This is a genomic window from Pseudomonas sp. KK18, assembly GCF_037094675.1.
Taxonomy (GTDB): Bacteria; Pseudomonadota; Gammaproteobacteria; order Pseudomonadales; family Pseudomonadaceae; genus Aquipseudomonas.
Genome location: NZ_CP146605.1, coordinates 4,577,995 through 4,603,996, shown reverse-complemented (window position 1 = coordinate 4,603,996; position 26,002 = coordinate 4,577,995). Strand labels below are relative to the sequence as shown.

At 65.0% G+C, this 26,002-nt stretch carries 2 protein-coding genes; both read left to right on the top strand.

The window, feature by feature from the left end:
* Positions 1-924 precede the first annotated feature (924 nt).
* The gene (locus V6607_RS20780) at positions 925-13,848 is read left to right on the top strand and encodes a non-ribosomal peptide synthetase (protein WP_134326955.1); all 12,924 of its coding nucleotides are present in this window, start codon (positions 925-927) and stop codon (positions 13,846-13,848) included.
* A complete protein-coding gene (locus tag V6607_RS20775; protein ID WP_134326954.1) occupies positions 13,845-25,262 on the top strand; it encodes a non-ribosomal peptide synthetase in 11,418 nt (3,805 codons plus the stop codon). The genes V6607_RS20780 and V6607_RS20775 overlap by 4 nt, the downstream gene beginning before the upstream one ends.
* Positions 25,263-26,002: the final 740 nt, after the last annotated feature.

Below are 26,002 nucleotides of genomic sequence, written 5' to 3'. Positions count from 1 at the left end.
TAGGCTCGGTGTTCCCTCACTCCGGCATTGCTCCGCGGGCCGCCGCGACGGGCCATCCATGGCCCGGCGCGGCTAAACCGGCGTCCTGCCGGTTTACCCGCTCCGCAATACCTGCGTTCGGCCTCGGGCTTATTGGGGCAGTCAGATCAAAAGCAAAAGCAAAAGCAAAAGCACAGCGGCCTCCCGGCCGGCTTGAGTGTTAAAAGCCAGATCAAAAGCCAGAGCGAAAACAGATCTGCTTTTCTGTGGGAGCGGGCTTGCTCGCGAAAAACCTGAGACCGCCGCGTTCATTCAGGATGCCCGCGTCATCGTTAACGACCTTCGCGAGCAAGCCCGCTCCCACATTTTTTGGACCGTGCCCGCTTTAGATTTTGATTTTGCTCTTCAACACTCAAGCCGGCCGGTAGGCCGCTGTGCTCTTGCTTTTGATCTTGATTTTGATCTTAGGCGCCCCGTTAAACCACGCTGGCCGAACGCAGGCTTTGGAGCGTGGGTAACCTGGCAGGACGCCAGGTTAGCCGTCCTGGGCCAAGGATGGCCCATGACGGCGGCCCACGGTCCAAAGCCGGAGTGAGGGCACACCGAGCCCAGGCGAGGTGCCGAGTGGTGGGGCAAGAGCGTTTTGCTTACTTTTGCGCTCTTCAAAAGTGAGCCGCTGTAAGAGCGGAACCAATCGAAGCCATCACCCAAATAACGGATATGCCCCCCATCCAACAAATACGAAAGTTCCCCCACGCCAGCCGCTTTGTCCCCGCTTCCCATGTCACCCCCCACCCCCCGAATCCTCTAATTTCCCAACCCTGCGGGAAGCCTCCCGGCCCACGACTGCGCCCGCGCTTTAAACCGGGCCTCCCAGGCACTTACGCGACAGCTGAAAACGGACTTTCTCCTCAACCGTATCCGACTCAAAAAGCAGGTTACCCCATGCAGTTCAGCAAATTACTGGCAGCTCTTTCCACCCACCCGATCCGCCTGCAAATGGACGAAGGCGACCTGATCATCCTGGGTGACGACGACGCGCTGGATGACGCCCTATGGGACCAACTGATCGCCCACAAACCCCAACTGCTCGACCTCGTCGCCCAACACGGCGGCGACTGGCTCAGCCCGGCCTATCGCATCACCCCGGACATGCTGCCCCTGGTCAACCTCGACCAACCCGCCATCGACCGCATCGTCGCCGCGATCCCCGGCGGGGCGGCGAATGTGCAGGATATCTACCCTCTGGCACCCCTCCAGGAAGGCATGCTCTACCACCATCTGTCAGCACACCAGGGCGACCCCTACGTGCTGCACGCGCAGTTCGTGTTCGACAGCCGTGCCCGTCTTGAAACCTTCGCCCAGGCCTTGCAATGGGTCATCGACCGCCACGATATCCTGCGCACCTCGATGGCCTGGGATCGCCTCCACGAACCCCTGCAAGTCGTCTGGCGCAAGGCCTCGCTGGCCTGCGAAGAAGCCCGCCTCGACGGCGATGTACTGACCCAACTGCAAGCCCTCTACGACGCCCGCAACTACCGCATGGACCTCGGCCAGGCACCGCTGCTGCGCCTGGTGTTCGCCGAAGACCCGCGCAACCAGCGTGTGGTCGCCATGCTGCTGTTCCACCACACCATCCTCGACCACACCGCCCTCGACGTAGTGCGCCGGGAGATCCAGCTGCACCTCGCCGGCCAGACCGAACACGCCAGTGCACCGGTGCCGTTTCGCAACTACATCGCCCAGGTCCGCCATGGCGTCAGCGAACAGGCTCACGAAGCGTTCTTCCGCGAGATGCTGGCCGATATCGACGAGCCAACCCTGCCGTTCGGCCTGCAGGATGTGCAGGGTGACGGGCATGGCATCGACGAAACCCGCATTGCCGTCGACGGCGATCTAAGTCGCCGTCTAAGGGCCCAGGCAAGACCGTTGGGTGTCAGTCCCGCCAGTATGATGCACCTGGCGCTGGCCCAGGTGCTGGGCAAGGTCTCGGCTCGCGAAGCCGTGGTATTTGGCAGCGTGATGCTCGGCCGCATGGGCGCAGGCGAGGGCTCCGACCAGGCCCTGGGCATGTTCATCAACACCCTGCCGCTACGGGTAGATGTAGGCGAACAAAGCGTGCGCGAGGGCGTACAAACCACCCATAAACGCCTGACCGAATTGCTCGATCACGAACACGCCTCCCTGGCCCTGGCCCAGCGTTGCAGTGGTGTGGCCGCACCCACGCCGTTGTTCAGTGCCATCCTCAATTACCGTCACAGCGATGCCTCGGACACCCAGGCGGTGATCGATATCGCCGAAGGCATCCAGGTGTTGGGCGCCGAAGAACGCACCAACTACCCGCTGACGGTCAACGTCGATGACCTGGGCGAAGGCTTTGCCTTTACCGTGATGGTGGACGCCTCCATCGGCGCGACGCGCATTGCCGGTTACCTGCACACCGCCCTGGAAAACCTGGTGCTGGCCCTGGAACAAACGCCATATGCACCGTTGCACAACCTGGGCATCCTGCCTGCCGCCGAACGCCAGCATCTGCTGCACGGCCTTAACGCCAGCACCCAGCACTACGCCGATTCAGCCCTGATCCACCAGCAAGTCGAAGCTCATGCCGCCAGCCATCCCGAAGCCATCGCGCTGCGCTTTGAACACGAACACCTGAGCTACCGCGAGCTGAACGAGCGCGCCAACCAGGTTGCGCATTGCCTGCTCAAGCATGGCATCCGCCCCGATGACCGGGTGGCGATCTGTGTCGAACGCGGGCTGGAAATGATCATTGGCCTGCTGGGGATTCTCAAGGCTGGGGCGGGTTATGTGCCGATCGATCCTGCCTACCCGCTGGACCGTATCGCCTACACCCTGAAAGACAGCGCGCCGCTGGCGGTGCTGGTGCAGGACGACACCCGCCACCTGGTGGGCGACGTCACGTCGATCGACCTCAACAGCCTGCAGCACGAGCCCATCGTCAACCCCAACGTTGCAATCAGCGCGTCCAGCCTTGCCTATGTGATCTACACCTCCGGCTCCACCGGCCTGCCCAAGGGCGTGATGATCGAACACCGCAACGTCGCGCGACTGTTCAGCGCCACCGAGCATTGGTTCAAGTTCAACGCCAATGACACCTGGGCGCTGTTCCACTCGTTTGCCTTCGACTTCTCCGTGTGGGAGATCTGGGGCGCGCTGATGCATGGCGGGCAGTTGCTGGTGGTGCCGCAGCTGGTCAGCCGCTCGCCGGACGAGTGTTACGCACTGCTGTGCGAAGCCGGCGTCAGTATTCTCAACCAGACGCCGAGCGCGTTCCGCCAGTTGATCGCGGCACAGGGCCGCAGCCAGCAACTGCACTCGCTGCGCCAGGTGATCTTCGGCGGTGAAGCCCTGGAACCGGGGATTCTCAAGCCGTGGTACGCCCGGGTGACCAACGCCGGTACGCGGTTGGTCAACATGTATGGCATCACCGAAACCACCGTGCATGTGACCTACCGTGCCCTGGAGGCGGCGGATGCACAGCGGGTGGGCGTGAGCCCGATTGGCGTGCGCATTCCCGACTTGCAACTGTATGTGCTGGACGCCCGCCGCGAACCGGTGCCGAGCGGCGTAGTCGGGGAGTTGTACGTCGGCGGTGCCGGCGTGGCGCGGGGTTATCTCAACCGCGATGAGCTGACGGCCGAACGTTTTCTGACGGATCCCGCAACCGGCCTGCGCCTGTACAAGACCGGTGACCTCGGCCGGATGCTGGCCGACGGCAGTGTCGAGTACCTGGGGCGCAACGACGACCAGGTGAAGATTCGCGGTTTCCGTATCGAACTGGGGGAAATCGAAGCACGCCTGGCCACCTGCGAAGGTGTGCGCGAAGCCGTGGTGATTGCCCGCGAAGACGAACCGGGCGACAAGCGCCTGGTGGCCTACGTGATTGCCCAGCCTGAACACACGCCCACTGCCGCTGAGCTGCGTGACCACCTGCTGCTGTCCCTCGCCGAGTACATGGTGCCCAGCGCCTTTGTGCTGCTCGACGCGTTCCCGCTTACCACCAACGGCAAGCTCGACCGCAAGGCCTTGCCGGCACCGGACGCCGATGCCCTGGCCCGTCGTGGTTATGAAGCGCCACAAGGCGCGGTGGAAGCCGCGATCGCGAATCTCTGGCAAGACCTGCTCAAGGTCGACCGGGTCGGGCGCCAGGACAACTTTTTCGAGCTGGGCGGCCATTCGTTGCTGGCGGTCAAGCTGATCGAGCGCATGCGCCAGCTCGAGCTGAGCGCCGATGTGCGGGTGCTGTTCGGCCAGCCGACCCTGGCTGCGCTGGCCGCTGCGGTGGGCGGGCAGCATGAAGTGCAGGTCCCGGCCAACCTGATCGGCGAAGCGACGCGGCACATCACCCCGGACATGCTGCCGCTGGTGAATCTCGACCAGCAGGCCATCGACCATATCATCGCCAGTGTCCCCGGCGGCATCGCCAACGTGCAGGACATCTACGGCCTGGCCCCGTTGCAGGCCGGCATCCTGTACCACCACCTGGCAACCACCGAAGGCGATCCCTACGTGTTGCAGGTGCAGTTCAGCTTCAGCGGCCATGAGCCGGTCGAGGCGTTTATCCGTGCGCTGCAAAGTGTGATCGAGCGCAACGATATCCTGCGTACCGGGATTGTCTGGGAAGGCCTGGACGAGCCGGTGCAGGTGGTCTTGCGCCAGGCGCTGCTGGTGGTTGAGCAGGTTGAAGCCGATCCTTTCAGTGCCGTATTGGCGCAACTGCAGGAACGCTTCGACCCACGCCACTACCGCCTCGACCTGTCCCGCGCTTCGCTGATGCGGTTTGCCTACGCCGAGGATCAGGGCCGTTACGTCGGCATCCTGCTGCTGCACCACATCCTGCTGGACCACACCGCGTTGCAGGTGCTGGTGGAGGAAATGAGCGCGAGCCTTGCAGGCGAAACCTGCTTGCTGCCCGACGCCGTGCAGTACCGCAACTACGTGGCCCAGGCGCGCCTCGGTGTGAGCGCTGCGCAGCATGAGGCGTTCTTCAGCGAAATGCTCGGCGACATCGACGAGCCGACCCTGGCCTTCGGCTTGCAGGACGTGAACCGCGACGGCAGCGGTGTGCGCGAAGCGCACGTGGCATTGGAACCGGCCCTCAGCCTGGGCCTTCGCGAGCAGGCCCGGCAACTGGGGGTGAGTGCCGCAAGCCTGGTGCACCTGGCATGGGCCCAGGTCCTCGGCCAGGTCTCGGGCCAGGACGACGTGGTCTTCGGCACCGTGCTGCTGGGCCGGCTGCACGGCGGCGAGGGCGCCGACCGGGCGCTGGGAATGTTCATCAATACCTTGCCGTTGCGGGTCAGTGTCGGCGCGGTGGGCGTGCAGGCTGGCGTGCGCGCCACCCATGCGCGGCTGGCACAGTTGCTGGGGCATGAACATGCGTCCTTGTCCCTGGCCCAGCGATGCAGTGGCGTGTCCGGTGCGCTGCCGTTGTTCAGCACCTTGCTCAACTACCGCCACAGCGCGCCGGGTGAAGCGCCGGGCGCCAGCCCGTTCGCCGACGCCGGGATCGAAATCCTCAGTTCCGAGGAGCGCAGCAACTACCCGCTGGTGCTGAACGTCGACGACCTCGGCGCAGGCTTTGCCTTGACCGTGCAAGGCGTGGCGGAGGTGGATGTGCAGCGCGTCGGCGACTACATGCTCAGCGCCTTGCGCAACCTGGTCACGGCACTGCAACAGGCGCCGACCACACCGCTGCATCAAGTGTCGATCCTGCCAGCCGCCGAGCGGCATCAAGTGCTGGTGGATTTCAACGCCACTGCTCGCGCCTACCCGGCTGCGCACACCGTGCACGGGATCTTCGAAGCCGGCGTCCTGACCAGCCCCGACGCGCTGGCGGTGGTACACGGCGACGTGTCGCTGACGTACCGCGAACTCAACCTGCGGGCCAATCGCCTGGCCCACTATTTGATCGACCAGGGTGTAAAACCGGGCGACAGCGTGGCCATCGCGCTGCCACGTTCCATCGACCTGCTGGTCAGCCAACTGGCCATCCTCAAGTGCGCGGCGGTGTACGTGCCGCTGGACATCAATGCGCCGGACGAACGCCAGGCGTTCATGGTGCAGGACAGTCACGCCGGGCAGGTGCTGCGTGATCTCGACGGGCTGAACCTCGACAATCAGCCGGCCCATAATCCGAACCTGTCCCAGTCTGCCGAAAGCGTGGCGTACATCATGTACACCTCCGGCTCAACCGGCGCGCCCAAGGGTGTGCAGGTGCCCCATCGCGCCGTCTCTCGATTGGTGATCAACAACGGTTATGCCGACTTCAATCACCGCGACCGGGTGGCCTTCGCCTCGAACCCGGCGTTCGACGCCAGCACCCTCGATGTGTGGGCGCCGTTGCTCAACGGCGGCTGCGTGGTGGTGGTCGAGCATGCCACGTTGCTGTCCCAGGCCGCGTTTGGCGCCCTGTTGCAGGAGCAATCCGTCAGCGTGTTGTGGATGACCGCCGGGCTGTTCCATCAGTACGCCGACGGGTTGATGCCGATGTTCCGGCAACTGCGCTACTTGATCGTCGGCGGCGATGTGCTCGACCCGCAGGTGATCGCCCGGGTGCTTGAGCACGGCGCGCCGCAGCACCTGCTGAATGGCTATGGCCCCACCGAAGCCACGACGTTTTCCACCACCTTCGAGATCAAGTCGGTGGGTGAGGGCGGTATTCCGATTGGTCGACCGATTGGCAACAGCCGTGCCTACGTGCTGGATGCACGGCAGCAGCCGGTGGCGTTGGGCGTGGTTGGCGAGCTGTACATCGGTGGCGCGGGTGTGGCCAAGGGTTACCTGAACCAGCCGCAATTGACCGCCGAGAAATTTATCGTCGACCCGTTCGGCGATGGGCTGCTGTACCGCACCGGCGACCTGGCGAGCTGGCAGGCGGACGGCACCTTGCTGTACCAGGGCCGCAATGACCATCAACTGAAAATCCGGGGTTTCCGTATCGAGCCGGGTGAAATCGAAAGCTGCCTCGCCAGCTATTCCGGCGTGAAAGACACGGTGGTGCTGGCCCGTGAAGATGAGCCCGGCGACAAGCGCCTGGTGGCTTACTACACCGCCCAGGCGCCGCTGAGTATTGAAGCGTTGCGAGCGCACCTGCAAAGCCGGCTGCCGGACTACATGGTGCCGTCGGCCTATGTCTGGTTGGAACTGTTGCCGCTGACCGCGAATGGCAAGCTGGACCGCAAGGGCCTGCCTGCGCCGGATCAGGCGTCGCTGCTCAGCCGTGGTTTCGAAGCCCCGGAGGGCGAGGTGGAAACCCTGCTGGCGCAAATCTGGCAGGACGTGCTGAAGGTCAAGCGTGTCGGGCGTTTTGACCACTTCTTTGAACTCGGCGGCCATTCGTTGCTGGCGGTGAGCCTGATCGAGCGCATGCGCCAGGCCGGCCTGAGCGCCGATGTGCGGGTGCTGTTCAACCAGCCAAGCCTGGCGGCGCTGGCGGCGGCGGTGGGCAGTGGCCGGGAAATCGTGGTGCCGGCCAACGGCATTGCGCCGGGCTGCGAGCACATCGCGCCGTCGATGCTGACCCTGGTCAAGCTGGACCAGCCGGCCATCGACCGCATCGTGGCCACGGTGCCCGGCGGTGCGGCCAACGTGCAGGATATCTACCCGCTGGCGCCGTTGCAGGAAGGCATCCTCTACCACCACATCAGCGCCGAACAGGGTGACCCCTACCTGCTGCAATCGCGCATGGCGTTTGACAGCGTCGAGCGTTTGCAGGCCTTCATGGGCGCGCTGCAAAAGGTCGTGGCGCGCCACGATATCCTGCGCACCGGCGTGGTGTGGGAAGGCTTGGACAGCCCGGTGCAAGTGGTGTGGCGCCAGGCCGAACTGGTGGTGCAGAACATCCCGCTGGACCCGGCCGATGGTGATGTGATCGAACAACTGCACGCGCGTTTTGATGCCCGCCACTATCGCCTGGATATCACCCAGGCGCCGCTGCTGCGCATGGTGTATGCGCAGGACCCGGCCAACCAGCGGGTCGCGGCGATCCTGCTGTTCCATCACCTGGCACTGGACCACACGGCCATGGAAGTGGTCGGCCAGGAAATGCGGGCGTTCCTGTTCAACCAGGCCGATGACTTGCCGGCCGCCGCACCGTTCCGTCACTACGTGGCCCAGGCTCGCCTGGGTGTCAGCGCCCAGGAACACGAGCAGTTCTTCCGCGAAATGCTCGCCGATGTCGACGAGCCCACGCTGCCCTTCGGCGTGCAGGATGTGCAGGGCGATGGCCGGGATATCGAAGAGGCCGAATTGCCCGTCGATGCAGGGCTGGCGCTGCGGGTTCGTGAACAGGCGCGGCAACTGGGGGTCAGCGCTGCGAGCCTGATGCACCTCGCGTGGGCCCAGGTCCTCGGGCTGGTGTCGGGCCGTCAGGACGTGGTGTTCGGCACCGTATTGATGGGCCGCATGCAAGCCGGCGAAGGTGCCGACCGGGCATTGGGCATGTTCATCAACACCTTGCCGCTGCGGGTGGAGGTGGGTGCCGACGCGGTACGTGCCGGCGTCAAGGCGACCCACGCCCGGCTCAGTGCCTTGCTGGGCCATGAGCATGCGTCCCTGGCGCTGGCCCAGCGGTGCAGCGGCGTGCCGACCTCGATGCCGTTGTTCAGCGCCTTGCTCAACTACCGCCACAGCACCCCGGGCGAAATGGCCCGCGACGGCCACGGTATCTGGGAAGGCGTGCAATTGCTCGGCGGCGAAGAACGCAGCAACTACCCGCTGACCCTGAGTGTGGACGACCTTGGCACAGGCTTCGGCCTGACGGTACTGGCGCTGGAATCCATCGGCGCGCAGCGCCTGTGCGACTCCATGCACAGTGCGCTGGAGCAACTGGTGGAGGCCCTTGAGCACGCGCCGCAAACGCCGCTGCATCAGTTGCCGGTACTGCCTGCCCGCGAACGCGAACACCTGCTGCGCAGCTTCAACGCCACCGCCCGCGACTACCCGCAAGGGCAGACCCTGCACGGCGCTTTCGAAGCCCAGGCCCTGCGCCTGCCGCAGGCGATTGCCGTGAGCCAGGACGGCCAGCACCTGACGTACCAACAGCTCAACCAACGCGCCAACCAATTGGCCCATCACTTGCTGGCGCTGGGCGTACAGCCCGACGACCGTGTGGCGATCTGCTGCCGACGCGGCCCGCAGATGCTGGCGGGCCTGCTGGCGATTCTCAAGGCGGGCGCGGCCTACGTCCCGGTAGACCCGGCCTATCCGGCCGAGCGCATCGCTTACCTGCTGCAAGACAGCGCACCGGTCGCGGTCCTGGCCGAAGAGAGCACACGTGGCGTGCTCGGTGATGTCGCCATCGTCGATCTGCATGGCGCCTATCCCGACGGCACCAATCCCCACATCTCCAGCCTGACCCCGGCGAACCTCGCCTACGTCATCTACACCTCTGGATCCACCGGCCAGCCCAAAGGCGTGATGGTGGAACACCGCACCGTGGAAAACCTGGTGCATTGGCACTGTGAAGCTTTCGACCTGCAGGCCGCCAGCCACACCAGCAGCGTGGCCGGCTTCGGTTTCGATGCCATGGCCTGGGAAGTCTGGCCCGCATTGTGTGTGGGGGCGACCTTGCACCTGCCACCGGCCCATGTCGGCAATGAAAACATCGACGAACTGCTGGCCTGGTGGCTGGCCCAGCCGCTGGACGTGAGCTTCCTGCCCACCCCGGTGGCCGAGTACGCGTTCAGCCAGGACCTTGAGCACCCAAGCTTGCGCACCCTGTTGATCGGCGGTGATCGCCTGCGCCAGTTCAGCCATGAGCGACGTTTCGCGGTGATCAACAACTACGGCCCCACCGAAGCCACGGTGGTCGCCACCTCTGGCCGGGTGCGCGCCGGCCAGCCGCTGCATATCGGCAAGCCGATGGCCAATGCCACGGTGTACCTGCTGGATGCACAACAACGGCCGGTGCCGGTGGGTGTGGCCGGTGAGCTGTATGTAGGCGGCCGCGGCGTGGCCCGCGGCTACCTGAATCGCCCGGACCTGACCGCCGAGCGATTCCTCGATGACCCGTTCAACCCGGGCCGCATGTACCGCACCGGCGACCTGGCGCGCTGGCTGCCGGATGGGAACATTGAATATCTGGGCCGCAACGACGACCAGGTAAAAGTCCGGGGCGTGCGCGTCGAGCTGGGAGAAATCGAAACCCGCCTGGCCGCCGTCGACGGCGTCAAGGAAGCCGTGGTGCTGGTGCGCGACGGCCGCCTGGTGGCCTGGTTCACCGAACAAAAACCGCTGGTTATCGAAACCCTGCGCGCCGAGCTGCACAGCCAACTGCCCGAGGCCATGGTGCCGGTGGTCTACGTCAAACTCGACAGCTGGCCGTTGACCGCCAACGGCAAGCTTGACCGCAAGGCGCTGCCGGCACCGGATCAGGCCGCTGTGCTCAGCCGGGAATATGAAGCCCCACGCGGCGAAGTCGAGACCACCCTGGCGCGGATCTGGGCCGAGGTGTTGCAGGTGGAGCAAGTGGGCCGCCATGACCACTTCTTCGAGCTGGGCGGCCATTCCTTGCTGGCGGTAAGCCTGATCGAGCGCATGCGCCAGGCCGGCCTCAGCGCCGATGTGCGGGTGCTGTTCAGCCAGCCGACGCTGGCGGCATTGGCAGCGGCAGTGGGCAGTGGCCGGGAAGTGGTGGTGCCGGTGAATGCCATCGCCGCCGATTGCCCGCGCATCACGCCCTCGATGCTGCCATTGGTGGAGCTGGATCAGCCGATGATCGACCAGATCGTCGCCAGCGTGCCGGGTGGCGCCGCCAATGTGCAGGATATTTACCCGCTGGCACCGTTACAGGAAGGCATTCTTTACCACTACATCACGGCGGAGCAGGGCGATCCGTACCTGCTGCAATCGCACCTGGCATTCGATACCCAGGCGCGCCTGGACAGCTTCGCCCAGGCCTTGCAGCAGGTGATCGACCGCCACGACATCCTGCGTACCGGTGTGGTCTGGGAAGGCTTGGCGCAGCCGGTGCAAGTGGTGTGGCGCAAGGCTCGATTGACGGTCGAAGCGCTGCATCTGGACGGTGATGTGCTGGCCGGCCTGCATCAGCGTTTCGACGCCCGGCGCTACCGGCTGGACATCGCCCAGGCGCCGCTGATTCGCCTGCTGTATGCCAACGACCCGGCCAATCAGCGGGTGGTGGCGGTGCTGCTGTATCACCACATCGTGCTGGACCACACCGCATTCGACGTGGTGCTGCGGGAAATGCAGGGCTACCTGCTGGGGCACCCCGCACCGCAGTCCGCGCCGATGCCTTATCGCAACTACGTGGCGCAGGCGCGACTGGGTGTCAGCGAGCAGGAACATGAAGGGTTCTTCCGCGAGATGCTTGGCGATATCCATGAGCCAACGCTGCCGTTTGGCTTGCAGGATGTGCAGGGCGATGGTCGGGATATCGAAGAATTCACGCATCACCTGGACGCTGCCCTCAGCCGGCGCCTCAGGGCCCAGGCACGCCTGCTGGGCGTGAGCACCGCGAGCCTGTTCCACCTGGCATGGGCGCAGGTGTTGGCGGTGACGTCGGGCAAGCCGAATGTGGTGTTTGGCACGGTGCTGGTCGGCCGGATGCAGGGCGGCGAGGGCGCGGACCGGGCCCTTGGCGTGTTCATCAACACCCTGCCATTGCGCCTGGATATCGACGGGCAAGGCGTGCGCGACAGCGTGCGCAGCACCCATGCCCGGCTCACCGCGCTGCTGGGCCATGAACATGCTTCCCTGGCCCTGGCCCAGCGTTGCAGCGGGGTGGCGGCGCCGCTGCCGCTGTTCAGCTCGATGCTCAATTATCGCCACCGGGGCGGCGCCACCCGTTCACAGGACGCGCAGCACGCCTGGGAAGGCATGCAGACCCTGACCAATGACGGGCGCACCAACTATCCGTTGACCCTGAACGTCGATGACCTGGGTGATGGTTATGACTTCACCGCGTTGACCCCGGCCCAGGTGGGCGCACAACGGGTCTGCGGTTATATGCAGATGGCGTTGACCCAGTTGGTGGAGGCCTTGGAGCACGCGCCGCACCAGGCCCTTGACCGCCTGCCGATCCTGGGGGATGCAGAGCGTCAGCAACTGCTGTTTGATTTCAATGCCACCGAGGTTGACTACGACCTGGCGCAGACCCTGCACGGCCTGTTCGAGGCCCAGGTCGAGCGCACGCCGGATGCATTGGCGGTGAAGGCGGGTGAGCAATGCCTGACCTATGCCGAGCTGAACCAGCGCGCCAACCAACTGGCGCACCACCTGCGGGAACTGGGCGTGCAGCCGGATGCGCGGGTGGCGATCTGCGTCGAGCGTGGGCTGGAGATGGTCATCGGTCTGTTTGCGATCCTCAAGGCCGGCGGTGGTTATGTGCCGCTGGACCCGGCGTACCCGCTGGATCGCCTCGCCTACATGCTGCAAGACAGCCAGCCCGCGGCGCTGCTGGTGCAGGGCGCTACCCGTTCGTTGCTGGGCGACGTGACGGTGCCGGTGGTGGACTTCGACCAGAACACCTGGGCGCACCAGCCGGTGTCCAACCCACAGGTTCCCGGGTTGACCGCGCAGCACCAGGCCTACGTGATCTACACATCCGGCTCCACCGGCCAACCCAAGGGCGTGATCAACGAGCACGCGGGTGTGGTCAACCGCTTGCTGTGGATGCAGGACGCCTACGGCCTGAACGCCACTGACGCGGTACTGCAGAAAACCCCGTTCAGCTTCGATGTGTCGGTGTGGGAGTTCTTCTGGCCCCTGTTCACCGGTGCGCGGCTGGTCATGGCTCGCCCCGGCGGGCACAAGGAGCCGGCTTACCTGTGCGAGGTGATCGCGGCAGAACAGATCACCACCTTGCACTTCGTGCCGTCGATGCTCGATGTGTTCCTGGCCCACGGTGATGTCAGCCAGGGCGCCGGGCTGCTGCGGGTGATGTGCAGCGGCGAAGCCTTGCCCGGCAGCCTGGTGCGGCGCTTCAAGCAGCAATTGCCCGGCATCGGCTTGTACAACCTCTATGGCCCGACGGAAGCCGCGGTGGACGTGACCGCCTGGAACTGCGCCAGGCCCGTGGTGCCGGACAACACGCCTATCGGCAAGCCGATTGCCAACACCCGCATGTACCTGCTGGATGCCCGGTTGCAACCGGTGCCGCTGGGCGTGGTGGGCGAGCTGTTTATCGCCGGTGTGCAAGTGGCTCGCGGTTACCTGCACCGTCCCGAACTGACGGCCGAGCGCTTCCTCAAGGACCCGTTCAACCCAGGCCGGATGTACCGCACCGGTGACGTCGGGCGCTACCTGCCGGATGGCAATATCGAGTACCTGGGCCGTAATGACGACCAGGTAAAAATCCGTGGCCTGCGTATTGAACTCGGAGAAATCCAGGCGCGGCTGACCGAGTACCCACAGGTGAAGGAAGCGGCCGTGTTGGCCCGCGACGAACGCCTGGTGGCGTACTACACCGGCGTGCCAGCCGATATCGAACAACTGCGGACGCACCTGCTGGCGCGTTTGCCGGACTTCATGGTGCCTGCGGTATTCGTGTATCTGGACGCTCTGCCCCTGAGCCCCAACGGCAAGCTCGACCGCAAGGCCTTGCCGACGCCGGGTGTGGAATCACTGATCGTGCGCGAGTACGAAGCCCCGGTGGGCGCTACCGAAATCACCCTGGCGCGGCTGTGGGCCGAGCTGCTGAAGGTGGAGCGGGTCGGGCGTCACGACAACTTTTTCGAGCTGGGCGGGCACTCGTTGCTGGCCGTCAGCTTGATCGGACGCTTGCGTCAGGAAGGCATGGAAGCCGATGTGCGGGGCCTGTTCGAACAGCCGACCCTGGCCGGCTACGCCGCAATTACCGAACGAATGGAGATCGTCCTGTGAGCATCATCGAACTGTTGGCGACACTCAAGGCCAAGGATGTGCAACTGGCGCTCAAGGGCGATCAGTTGTCGGTGCAAGGCAACAAGCAGGCCCTGAGCGACGCGGCACTGGTGGCCTCGCTGCGCGAACACAAGCCGGCGCTGATCGAGCTGATCAAGGCCGGGGAGTACTCGGCCACCAAGGCCGGTGAGGTGCAGGTGCCGGCCAATGGCATTCCACCGGGCGCTACCTCGATTAGCCCGCAGATGCTGAGCCTGTCGACCCTCAGCCAGGCGTCCATCGACCGTATCCTCGAGACCGTCGAGGGTGGCGTCGCCAATGTGCAGGACATCTACCCGCTGGCACCGTTGCAGGAGGGCATCCTCTACCACCATGTGAGTGCCGAACACGGCGACCCGTACATCATGCAGTCGCTGTTTGCCTTCGACAGCCTTGAGCGTTTCGAGGGCTTTGCCCTGGCCTTGCAACAGGTGATCGACCGTCACGACATCCTGCGGACCGGCGTGGTGTGGGAAGGCCTGGAAGAACCGTCGCAAGTGGTCTGGCGCACCGCGCGCCTGCCGGTGCAGGCGATTGAACTGGACCCGGCAGACGGCGATATCGCCGCCCAGTTGCATCGCCTGTTCGATGGCCGCCACTACCGCATGGACGTGACCCGCGCGCCGCTGCTGCGCCTAGTGCGGGCCTGGGATGAAGCCGGCCAACGGGTGGTGGCGATGCTGTTGTTCCACCACATGGCCCTGGACCACAGCGCGCTGGAAGTGGTCTGCCACGAGATGCAAGCCTGCCTGCTGGGCAGGGCGGCTGAACTGGGCCAGGCGGTGCCGTTTCGCAACTATGTCGCCCAGGCGCGCCTGGGCATCAGCGAGCAGGAGCACGAAGGGTTCTTCCGGCAGATGCTTGGCGACATCAGCGAGCCGACCTTGCCCTACGGCCTGCAGGATGTGCAGGGCGACGGCGACAACATCCAGGAGATCAGCCTGCCGCTGGCCCCGCAGTTGAGCCGGCGCTTGCGCGCCCAGGCCCGGCAGTTGGGCGTCAGCGCCGCGAGCCTGTTCCACATGGGCTGGGCCCAGGTGCTGGGAGTGCTGGCGGGCAAGGAACAGGTGGTGTTCGGCACGGTGCTGATGGGCCGCATGCAGGGCAGCCACGACACCGACCGTGCCCTGGGGATCTTTATCAACACCTTGCCATTGCGGGTGGATGTAGGCGCCGAAGACGTGCGCACCGGGGTCAAGGCGACCCATGCCCGGCTGACCACCTTGCTGCGTCACGAACACGCGGCGCTGGCCCTGGCCCAGCGTTGCAGCGGTGTAGTGGCGCCGACGCCGCTGTTCAGCGCGTTGCTCAACTACCGCCATAGCGCAGGCGGCGCGAGCGCCGAAGCGGTCTCGGCCTGGCAGGGTATTCAAGCGTTGCGCTCCGAGGAACGCACCAACTACCCGTTGACCCTGAGCGTCGACGACCTGGGCGAAGACTTCAGCCTGAGCCTGTTGGCCTGCGCCCAGGTTGATCCGCAGCGGGTGTGCGCTTATCTGCAAACTGCCCTGGGGAACCTGGTTCAGGCGCTGGAAGATGCACCCGAAACACCCTTGAATCGCTTGTCGGTGCTGCCCGAGGCGGAGCAGCGGCATCTGCTGGAGCAGTTCAACGCGACAGCCATCGACTTCCCCCAAGGCACCACCCTGCATGGGCGTATCGAGGCCCAGACCCTGCTGACCCCGGACGCGGTGGCCGCGGTGTATCAAGGCCGCCAGCTGACCTATGCCGAGTTGAATCAACAAGCCAACCTGCTGGCCCATCACCTGCTGGCGCTGGGGGTAAAACCCGACGATCGCGTGGCCATCGTTGCCCGGCGCGGGCTGGACACCCTGGCCGGGTTGCTGGCGATCCTCAAGGCCGGTGCCTGCTATGTGCCGGTGGACCCGTCGCACCCGGCCGAGCGCCTGAGCTACCTGCTCGGCGACAGCGCCCCGGTCGCGGTACTGACCCAGCATGCACTGCTGGAGCGCCTGCCCGCGCTCGATGTGCCGGTGATCAACCTGGACCGTTTTACCTGGCACCACCATTCGGCGAGCAACCCGCAGGTGGCCGTCACGCCCACCAACCTGGCCTACGTGATCTACACCTCCGGCTCCACCGGCCTGCCCAAGGGCGTGATGGTGGAACATCACACCGTGGCCAACCTGGTGGACTGGCATTGCACGGCGTTTGACCTGTGCGCAGGCCGCCACACCGCGAGCGTTGCCGGGTTTGGCTTTGACGCGATGGCCTGGGAAGTCTGGCCGGCACTGTGCGTGGGGGCCACCTTGCACCTGCCGCCGGCCCACGACGGCGCTGAAGATATCGACGCGCTGCTGGACTGGTGGCGCGCGCAACCGCTGGACGTGTGTTTCCTGCCCACGCCGGTGGCCGAATATGCGTTCAGCCAGAACATCGAGCACCCGACCCTGCGCACCTTGCTGATTGGCGGCGACCGCCTGCGCCAGTTCACCCGGGCCCAGCGTTTCGAGGTGATCAACAACTACGGCCCCACCGAAGCCACGGTGGTGGCGACCTCCGGGCGGATCGAGCCCGGGCAGCCGTTGCACATCGGCAAGCCCATTTCCAATGCCACGGTTTACCTGCTGGACGAACAGCAGCGCCCGGTGCCCTTGGGGGTTGCCGGTGAACTGTATGTGGGCGGCAAGGGCGTGGCGCGGGGTTACCTCAATCGCCCGGAAATGACCGCCGAACGTTTCCTGGATGACCCATTCAATTCGGGCCGCATGTACCGCACCGGCGACCTCGCGCGCTGGTTGCCGGACGGGAATATCGAGTACCTGGGCCGCAACGACGACCAGGTGAAAATCCGCGGTGTGCGCATCGAACTGGGGGAAATCGAAACCCGCCTCAACCAGCTGCCTGGCCTTCAGGAAGTGGTGGTGCTGGCCCGTGAAGACCAACCGGGCCAGCCACGGCTGGTGGCTTACTTCACCGAAAACCCGCAATTCGAACCGCTTCAGGTGGGCGAGGTTCGTGCCCATCTGGTGTCGCACCTGCCGGACTACATGGTCCCGGTGGCCTACGTGAAACTCGATGCGTTGCCCCTGACTGCCAACGGCAAACTGGACCGCAAGGCCCTGCCAAAGCCGGACCTGGCCGCCGTCTTCACCCGCGAATACGAGGCGCCTCATGGCGATATCGAAGCCGTCCTCGCGCAGATCTGGGCCGATGTGTTGCAAGTGGAACGTGTTGGGCGCCAGGATCATTTCTTTGAGTTGGGCGGCCATTCGTTGCTGGCCATGCGCATGGTGTCCCAGGTTCGCCAGCAACTGGGGGTCGACCTGGCACTGGGCGAACTGTTCGCCAATGCCGAACTGGCGGCGGTGGCGCAGGTAGTGGCCCAGGCCGGGCGCAGCACCTTGCCGGATATCCTGCCGGTGGCGCGGGACACGGAGTTGCCGTTGTCGTTTGCCCAGCAACGCCTGTGGTTCCTGGCGCTGATGGAGGGCGCCAACACCGCCTACAACATTCCCATCGGCCTGCGCCTGCGCGGGCAGTTGCACGTCGACGCGCTGCAACGGGCCCTGGCGCGGATCGTCGCGCGGCATGAGACCTTGCGCAGCCGGTTTGCCCAGCAGGATGACGACGCCCAGGTGCTGATCGTGCCGCCTGAAGAAGTGATGCCCCTGCAAGTCCAGGACCTGCGTCGCCACCCCGAAGCACAGCAGGTGCTTGACGCGTTGATCCAGGGCGAAGCCTCGGCGCCTTTTGATTTGCAGCGCGGCCCGCTGTTGCGCGGGCGCCTGGTGATCATGGCCGACGATCACCACGTGTTGCTGCTGACTATCCACCACATTGTGTCCGATGGCTGGTCCATGGGCGTGCTGACCCGCGAACTGATGGCGCTGTACCAGGCGTTCAGCCACGGTGAGGCTGACCCACTGCCGCCGTTGCCGATCCAGTACAGCGACTTTGCCGTATGGCAGCGCCTGTGGCTGAGCGGCGAAGTGCTGCATCGCCAGAGCAGCTACTGGCAACACACCCTGGCCGGTGCGCCGGCGTTGCTGATGTTGCCGACCGACCGTCCACGCCCGGCCCAGCAGGACTACGCCGGCAGCAGCGTCGAGGTGCACCTGGATGAGCGCCTGAGCGCCGGGCTCAAGGCCCTCAGCCAACGCCACGGTACCACGCTGTACATGGTGATGATGACGGCGTGGGCCTCGTTGCTCGCGCGTTTGGCCGGGCAGGAGGAAGTGGTGATCGGCTCGCCAGTCGCCAACCGCCAGCGGGCCGAGGTGGAAGGCCTGATCGGGTTGTTCGTCAACACCCTGGCAGTGCGCATTGATACCTCGGGCGAACTGAGCGCCGAGGCGCTGCTGGCGCGGGTCAAGGGGCTGGCGCTGGACGCCCAGGCTCATCAGGATCTGCCGTTTGAGCAGGTGGTGGAAATCACCCGGCCATTGCGCAGCCTGGCCCATAGCCCGCTGTTCCAGACGATGTTGACCTGGCAGGACAGTGACGCGCCGGTGCTGGCCCTCGGCGACCTGAGCCTTGAAGGCATTGTGGAGGACAGTCACTTTGCCAAGTTCGACCTGTCCCTGAACCTCGGCGAGACCCGGGGCGAAATTCGCGGCACCCTGGAATACGCCATCGCATTGTTCGACGAGTCGACCATGCAACGCTATGTCGGCTATTTCACCCGCGTGCTGCAGGCCATGGTGGATAACGATCAGGCGGTGCTGGAGCAGGCTGACTTGCTGGACGATCAGGAGCGCCAGCATCTGCTGTTCGACTTCAATAACACCACAGTGGATTACAACCTCGACCAGACGCTGCACGGTATGTTCGAAGCCCAGGTGGCGAGAACGCCGGATGCGCTTGCGGTGAAGGCAGGCTCGGAGTGCCTGAGCTATCGCGAGCTGAACGAACGGGCCAATCAGTTGGCGCACCATCTGCGGGAGCTGGGTGTACAGCCGGATTCGCGGGTGGCGATTTGCGTCGAGCGCGGCCTGGAGATGGTCATCGGCCTGTTCGCAATCCTCAAGGCGGGCGGCGGTTATGTGCCGCTGGACCCGGCGTATCCGCTGGAACGTATCGCCTACATGCTCAAGGACAGCGCCCCGGCCGCCGTGCTGGTGCAGGGCGAAACCCGTTCGTTGCTGGGCGACGTCACGGTGCCGCTGGTGGACCTGGACCGGAACACCTGGCAGCACCAATCAACGTCCAACCCACGAGTGGATGGGCTGACCGCGCAGCATCAGGCCTACGTGATCTACACCTCGGGTTCTACCGGCCAACCGAAAGGCGTGATCAACGAGCACGCGGGCGTGGTCAACCGCCTGCTGTGGATGCAGGACGAGTACGGACTGACTGCCCAGGACAGGGTGTTGCAGAAAACCCCGTTCAGCTTCGACGTCTCGGTGTGGGAGTTCTTCTGGCCGCTGTTCACCGGCGCGCGGTTGGTGATGGCGCGTCCAGGCGGGCATAAAGACCCGGCCTACCTGTGTGAGGTGATCGAGGCGGAGCAGATCACCACGCTGCACTTTGTGCCATCGATGCTCGATGTGTTCCTGGCCCACGGCGACGTCAGCCAGAGCGCCGGGATGGTGCGGGTGATGTGCAGTGGTGAAGCGTTGCCCGGCAGCCTGGTGCGCCGCTTCAAACAGCAGTTGCCGGGCATCGGTTTGTACAACCTTTATGGCCCGACGGAAGCGGCGGTGGACGTGACGGCGTGGGATTGCGCCGGGCCCGTCACGCCGGACAACACCCCCATCGGCAAGCCGATTGCCAACACCCGCATGTACCTGCTGGACGGGCAGTTGCAGCCTGTTCCATTGGGTGTGGTGGGCGAGCTGTTCATCGGCGGTGTGCAAGTGGCGCGGGGTTACCTGCACCGTCCTGAGCTGACGGCCGAGCGCTTCCTCAAGGACCCGTTCAGCGCGGGCCGGATGTACCGCACCGGCGACGTCGGGCGCTACCTGCCGGACGGCACCATCGAGTACTTGGGGCGCAATGACGACCAGGTGAAAATCCGTGGCTTGCGCATCGAACTGGGGGAGATCCAGGCGCGACTGCTGCAATTCCCGCAGATCAACGAAGCCGCCGTGGTCGCCCGCGATTCACGGCTGGTGGCTTACTACACCGGCACGCAGGCCGACATCGACGCCCTGCGCAGCCATCTGCTGGAGCAGTTGCCGGACTACATGGTGCCGGCGACCTTCATGCACCTGGAGGCCTTGCCTCTGAGCCCCAATGGCAAGCTTGACCGCAAGGCACTGCCGGCGCCGGGCCTGGAATCGGTGAGCGCCCGGGAGTACGTCGCGCCTGTGGGGGAAACCGAAATCACCCTGGCCGGCCTGTGGGCGGATTTGCTCAAGGTGGAGCGTGTGGGTCGGCACGACCATTTCTTCGAGCTGGGCGGCCACTCGCTGCTGGCCGCCAGCCTGATTGGCCGCATGCGTCGGGTCGGGTTGTCGGCGGATGTGAAAGTGTTGTTTGGTCAACCCACCCTTGCAGCCTTGGCGGCTGCCGTGGGTGGTGGTCGCGAAGTGGTGGTGCCGGCCAATGGGATTGCCGCGGATTGCACGCGGATCACCCCGGACATGCTGACGCTGGTGAACCTGAAGCAACCCGCCATCGACCGCCTTGTCGCGAGCATTCCCGGTGGCGCGGCCAACGTTCAGGACATTTACCCGCTGGCGCCGTTGCAGGCCGGGATCCTGTATCACCACCGCGCAGTGCAACAGGGTGACGCGTACCTGTTGCAGGCGCAGTTTGCCTTCGCCAGCGTCGAGCGCCTTGAAGCGTTTGCCCAGGCGTTGCAAGCGGTGATCGAGCGGCAGGATATCCTGCGCTCGTCGATGCACTGGGACGGGCTGGAAGAACCGGTGCAGGCGGTGTGGCGCCAGGCCTCGCTGCGGGTTGAGGCGATTCAGGCGACGGGCAATGTGCTGGAGCAATTGCAGGCGCGCTTCGAACAGCATCGGCTGAACTTGGCTCAGGCACCGCTGATGCGCCTGGTGTACGCCGAGGACCCGGCCAACCAGCGGGTGGTTGCGTTGTTGCTGTTCCATCATCTGGTGATGGACCACGTTGCGCTGGAGGTGCTGCAGCACGAGATGCAGGCGTGCTTGCTCGGCCGGCGCGAGCAGTTGGGTACGGCGGTGCCGTATCGCAATTATGTGGCGCAGACGCGGTTGGGCATGCGCGAGGAAGAGCACGAAGCGTTCTTCCGCGAGATGCTCGGGGAGGTCGATGAGCCGACGCTGGCATTGAGTGCACCGGGTGAAGCGCAACAGGCACATTTGCGCGTCGACCCGCTGTTGAACGGGCGCCTGCGCACCCTGGCACGGCAGCTTGGGGTGAGTGCTGCGAGCCTGATGCACCTGGCCTGGGCGCAGGTGCTGGGCAAGGTTTCCGGCCGCGAGCAGGTGGTGTTCGGCACCGTATTGCTGGGCCGGCTGCAAGGCGGCGAAGGCGCCGAACGTGCCTTGGGCGTGTTCATCAACACCTTGCCGCTGCGGGTCGACCTGGGTGAGCGCACGGTGCACGCAGCGCTGATGGCAACCCACGCAAGCCTGACACGGTTGCTCAGTCACGAACATGCGCCACTGGCCCTGGCCCAGCGTTGCAGCGGGCTGCCGGCCAATACGCCGCTGTTCAGCGTGCTGTTCAACTATCGCCACAGCGCCCCGCACGCCGGCGGCGAGGCCGAGGCGTGGCAGGGCATGCAGGTGCTCAAGGCGGAGGAGCGTACCAACTTTGCACTGTCCCTGAGTGTCGATGACCTGGGCGACGGGTTTGGCTTTGACGCCATGGGGCAGGGCGCGCCACGCCTCTGCGAGTACCTGCATGTTGCCCTGGAGCAACTGGTGCAGGCCCTGGAACAGAATGCAGGGGGCTCAATCAGCCAACTGTCGATTCTGCCGGCGGCGGAGCGTGAAAAACTGCGGATGGAATTCAACGCCACCCAGCGCGAATTCCCTCACGAACATACGGTGCAGCGTTTGTTCGAAGCCCAGGCCCAGGCACGCCCGGGTGCTATCGCAGTGGTGCATGGTGAACACATCCTGAGTTACGGCGCGCTGAACACCCGCGCCAACCAGTTGGCGCACCACCTGCGCAACCTGGGCGTGCAGCCCGGCGACCATGTGGCGATCCTGTTGCCGCGCTCGATTGACCTGTTGCTCAGCCAACTGGCAATCCTCAAATGCGCGGCGGCCTACGTGCCGCTGGACATCAACGCCCCGGCCGAGCGCCAGGCCTTTATGGTGCAGGACAGTGGCGCGGTGTGGCTGTTGACCCACAGCAGCGAGCCCGTCGCTTACCCGGCCCGACGTATCGACCTCGACACCCTGGCGCTGGACCCGCAACCGAGCCACAACCCGGACCTGTCGCAGTCCTCGGAGCGCGTGGCGTACATCATGTACACCTCCGGTTCCACCGGCACCCCCAAGGGTGTGCTGGTACCGCACCGGGGCATCACGCGGCTGGTGATCAATAACGGTTACGCCGATTTCAACGCCCATGACCGCGTGGCGTTCGCTTCCAACCCGGCGTTCGACGCGAGCACCATGGACGTGTGGGGCCCCTTGCTCAACGGTGGCCAGGTGCTGGTGATCGACCATGCGACCTTGCTCGACCCCGGCGCGTTTGGCCGGGCACTGAAGGCGGGCGGGGCGACGATCCTGTTCGTCACCACTGCGCTGTTCAACCAGTACGTGCAATTGATTCCCGACGCGTTGGCCGGGCTGCGCATCCTGTTGTGCGGCGGTGAACGGGCCGACCCGGCGGCGTTCCGCAGCCTGCTGGCCCAGGCGCCGGCACTGCGGCTGGTGCATTGCTACGGCCCGACGGAAACCACCACTTACGCCACCACGCATGAAGTGCAGGCCATCGCCGCCGATGCCGAAAGCGTGCCGATCGGCAGGCCGATTGCCAACACGCAAATCCACCTGCTGGATGCGCACTTGCAGCCGGTGCCGCTGGGCGTGGTCGGGGAAATCTGCATTGGCGGGCATGGCGTGGCCAAGGGGTACCTGAACCGGCCGGAGCTGACGGCCGAGAAGTTTGTCGATGATCCGTTTGGCGATGGCTTGTTGTACCGCACCGGCGACCTTGGGCGCTGGTCGGCGGACGGACTGCTGGAGTGCATCGGGCGTAATGACGACCAGGTGAAGATCCGCGGCTTCCGCATCGAGTTGGGCGAGATCGAAGCACGCCTGGCCACCTGCAGCGGCATCAAGGATGTGGTGGTGCTGGCACGAGAAGATGCGCCGGGGGACAAGCGCCTGGTGGCGTACTACACCGGCGAGCCGCTGGCCATCGAAGTGTTGCGCAGTCATCTGCTGCAGCACCTGCCGGACTACATGGTGCCATCGGCCTATGTACCGCTGGAAAAAATGCCCCTGACAGCCAACGGCAAGGTCGACCGCAAGGCCCTGCCGGTGCCCGCGCTGGAGGCATCGGCGAGCCGCGTGTTCGAGGCGCCGGCGAACGAGCTGGAACGGACCCTGGCACGCCTCTGGGCCGAGGTGTTGCGGCTGGAGCAGGTCGGTCGCCATGACAGTTTCTTTGAACTGGGCGGCCATTCGTTGCTGGCGATCCGGCTGGTCAACCTGATGGAAGCGGCGGGGCTTGAGGTGTCGTTGGCCGAGCTGTTCCAGCATGCCAGCGTAGCCTCGGTCGCCTCGATGCTCGGTCAGCGCACGACGCGGGAGGACAACAGCTCGCTGATCACCGTACGCGCCAGCGGCAGCCAGCCGCCGTTGTTCCTGGTGCATGAGTTCAGCGGCATGGACGTGTATTTCCCGGCGCTGGGCCGGCACCTGCCGGGGGACTACCCGATCTATGGCCTGCCCGGTACGCCCCTTGGCGAGGTGCAGTTGCAGACCATGGAAGGCCTGGCGGCGCGGCTGGTGGGGATTATCCGCTCGGTGCAGCCCCATGGGCCGTATCGGCTGGCGGGTTGGTCGTTCGGCGGGGTGTTGGCCTATGAAGTGGCGATGCAACTGCAGGGGCTGGACGAACCGGTGGCATTCCTCGGGTTGATCGACAGCTACGTGCCGCGCATGACCGACCAGGGCAAGGCGCGCTGGAGCGGGCCGGATGCCCTCAAGCGGCATTTGCTGTTGCAGTGCACGGCGTATTGGAAGGCACAGGGAGGTGTGGATGAGTTGGCGAGCCTTGAGCAACTGGAAGCGGACATTGGACAGCTGGACTTTGCGGGTTTGCTGCAACGCTGCCGCGATCGGCATTTGTTGTACGCGCAGATGGCGGCGGCTTCGGACGCGGACCTGTTGAGTTTTATCCAGCGGGAAGTCGGGCATGGGCATGCGTTGGCGCATTACAGCCTGTTCCCGATGCCACTGGCGGTGCACTTGTTCAGCGCCGCCGAGCGGCCGACGGAACTCTCGCGGCGCAGCCTGGATTTGGGGTGGGATGAGGCACTGGCCGTGGGGCAATTGCGCCGCATTGAGGTGCCGGGGGATCACCAGAGCATGATGCAGGCACCGCATATCCAGGCGCTGGGGCAGGCGATGGTTGAGGCCCTGGCGTTGAGTGAGGCGCCGGCGGTGGCGGTGCATCAGCCGTTGTTGCGGATCCAGAGTGGTCGCGCCGGGCAGGCACCGATCTTCTGTGTGCCGGGGGCGGGGGATAGCGTGACGGGGTTTGTAGGGTTGACCGAGGCGTTGGGACGGGACTGGCCGATCTTTGGCTTGCAGCCCCGTGGGCTGGATGGGGAGGTGGTGCCCCATAGCCAGGTTGAGGCGGCGGCGCGCTGTTATTTGCAGGCCCTGGAGCAGGAATGTCCTTCGGGGCCAGTGCATTTGGTGGGGCATTCGTTTGGCGGTTGGGTGGTGTTCGAGATGGCCACGCGGTTGCAGGCTCAGGGGCGTGAGGTGGCGTCGTTGACGTTGATCGACAGCGAGGCGCCCGGGGGCAATGGGGTGGTGGGCCGGCCCTATACCACGACGGCGGCGTTGTTGCGGCTGATTGAGTCGATGCAGGTGGCTTCGGGTAAGTCCCTGGGGATTGATGCGGTGGATTTTGCCGGGCGCGATGAAGTGGAGCAGCGAAGGTTGTTGCATGGGGGGATGGTGGGGGTTGGGTTGTTGCCTGCGCGGTCTTCGGTGGAGGCGATGGATGGGCCGGCGCGCACGTATGCCTCGGCGTTGCGCACGGTTTATCGGCCTGGTCGGCGGTATGAGGGGGTGGTGCGGTTGGTGTTGGCGGAGGATCCGACCCTCGATGCGGCGGGGAATCAGCGGGAGCAAGGGTTGATGGTTGAGGGGTGGCGCGGGTGCGTGGGGGTGTTGGAGGTTTGGTATGGGCCGGGGAATCATTTTTCGCTGCTCAAGGCGCCGAACGTGTTTAGTTTGGCGGCTTGGTGGCGGGATGGGGTTGTGGTTGGGGAGCGGGTTTCGTGAGGACTTTTGATGGTGTACATATCCGTTGCTGCGGTAACGGCCACTTAGGGTTCCGCTCTTACAGCGGGTCACTTTTGGCAAACGCCCCAAAAGTAACCAAAAGGTCTTTGCCCCACCACTCGGTGCCTCGCCCAGGCTCGGCATGCCCGCACTCCGGCACGCTTGCGCGGGCCGCCGCGACGGGCCATCCATGGCCCGGCGCGGCTAAATCGGCATCCTTGCCGATTTACCCGCTCCACCGTGCCTACTTGCGGCCATCGTGGTTAACGGGGCCCGCAGATCAAGATCAAGATCAAAAGCACGGCGGCCTGAAAGCCGACCTGAGTGTTAGAAGCAAAGGCAAAAGCTGCTTTTCTGTAGGAGCTGGCTTGCCTGCGATGCAGACACCTCGGTGGATCAGGCAGACCCAGTTGATGCCATCGCAGGCAAGCCAGCTCCCACATTTGACCGTGCCCGCTCTTGATTTGGCTTGTGCCTTTGCTTCACCACACTCAAGCCGGCTCTCAGGCCGCTGTGCTCTTGCTTTTGATCTTGATTTTGATCTTGGGCGCCCCGTTAAACCACGCTGGCCGAACGCAGGCTTTGGAGCGTGGGTAACCCGGCAGGACGCCGGGTTAGCCGTCCTGGGCCAGGGATGGCCCATGACGGCGGCCCACGGTCCAAAGCCGGAGTGAGGGCACACCGAGCCTAGGCGAGGTGCCGAGTGGTGGGGCAAGAGCGTTTTGCTTACTTTTGCGCTT

Bases quoted from the DNA above. Each gene is read 5' to 3' on its own strand.
- V6607_RS20780 (WP_134326955.1), top strand. From the start codon at position 925: ATGCAGTTCAGCAAATTACTGGCAGCTCTTTCCACCCACCCGATCCGC.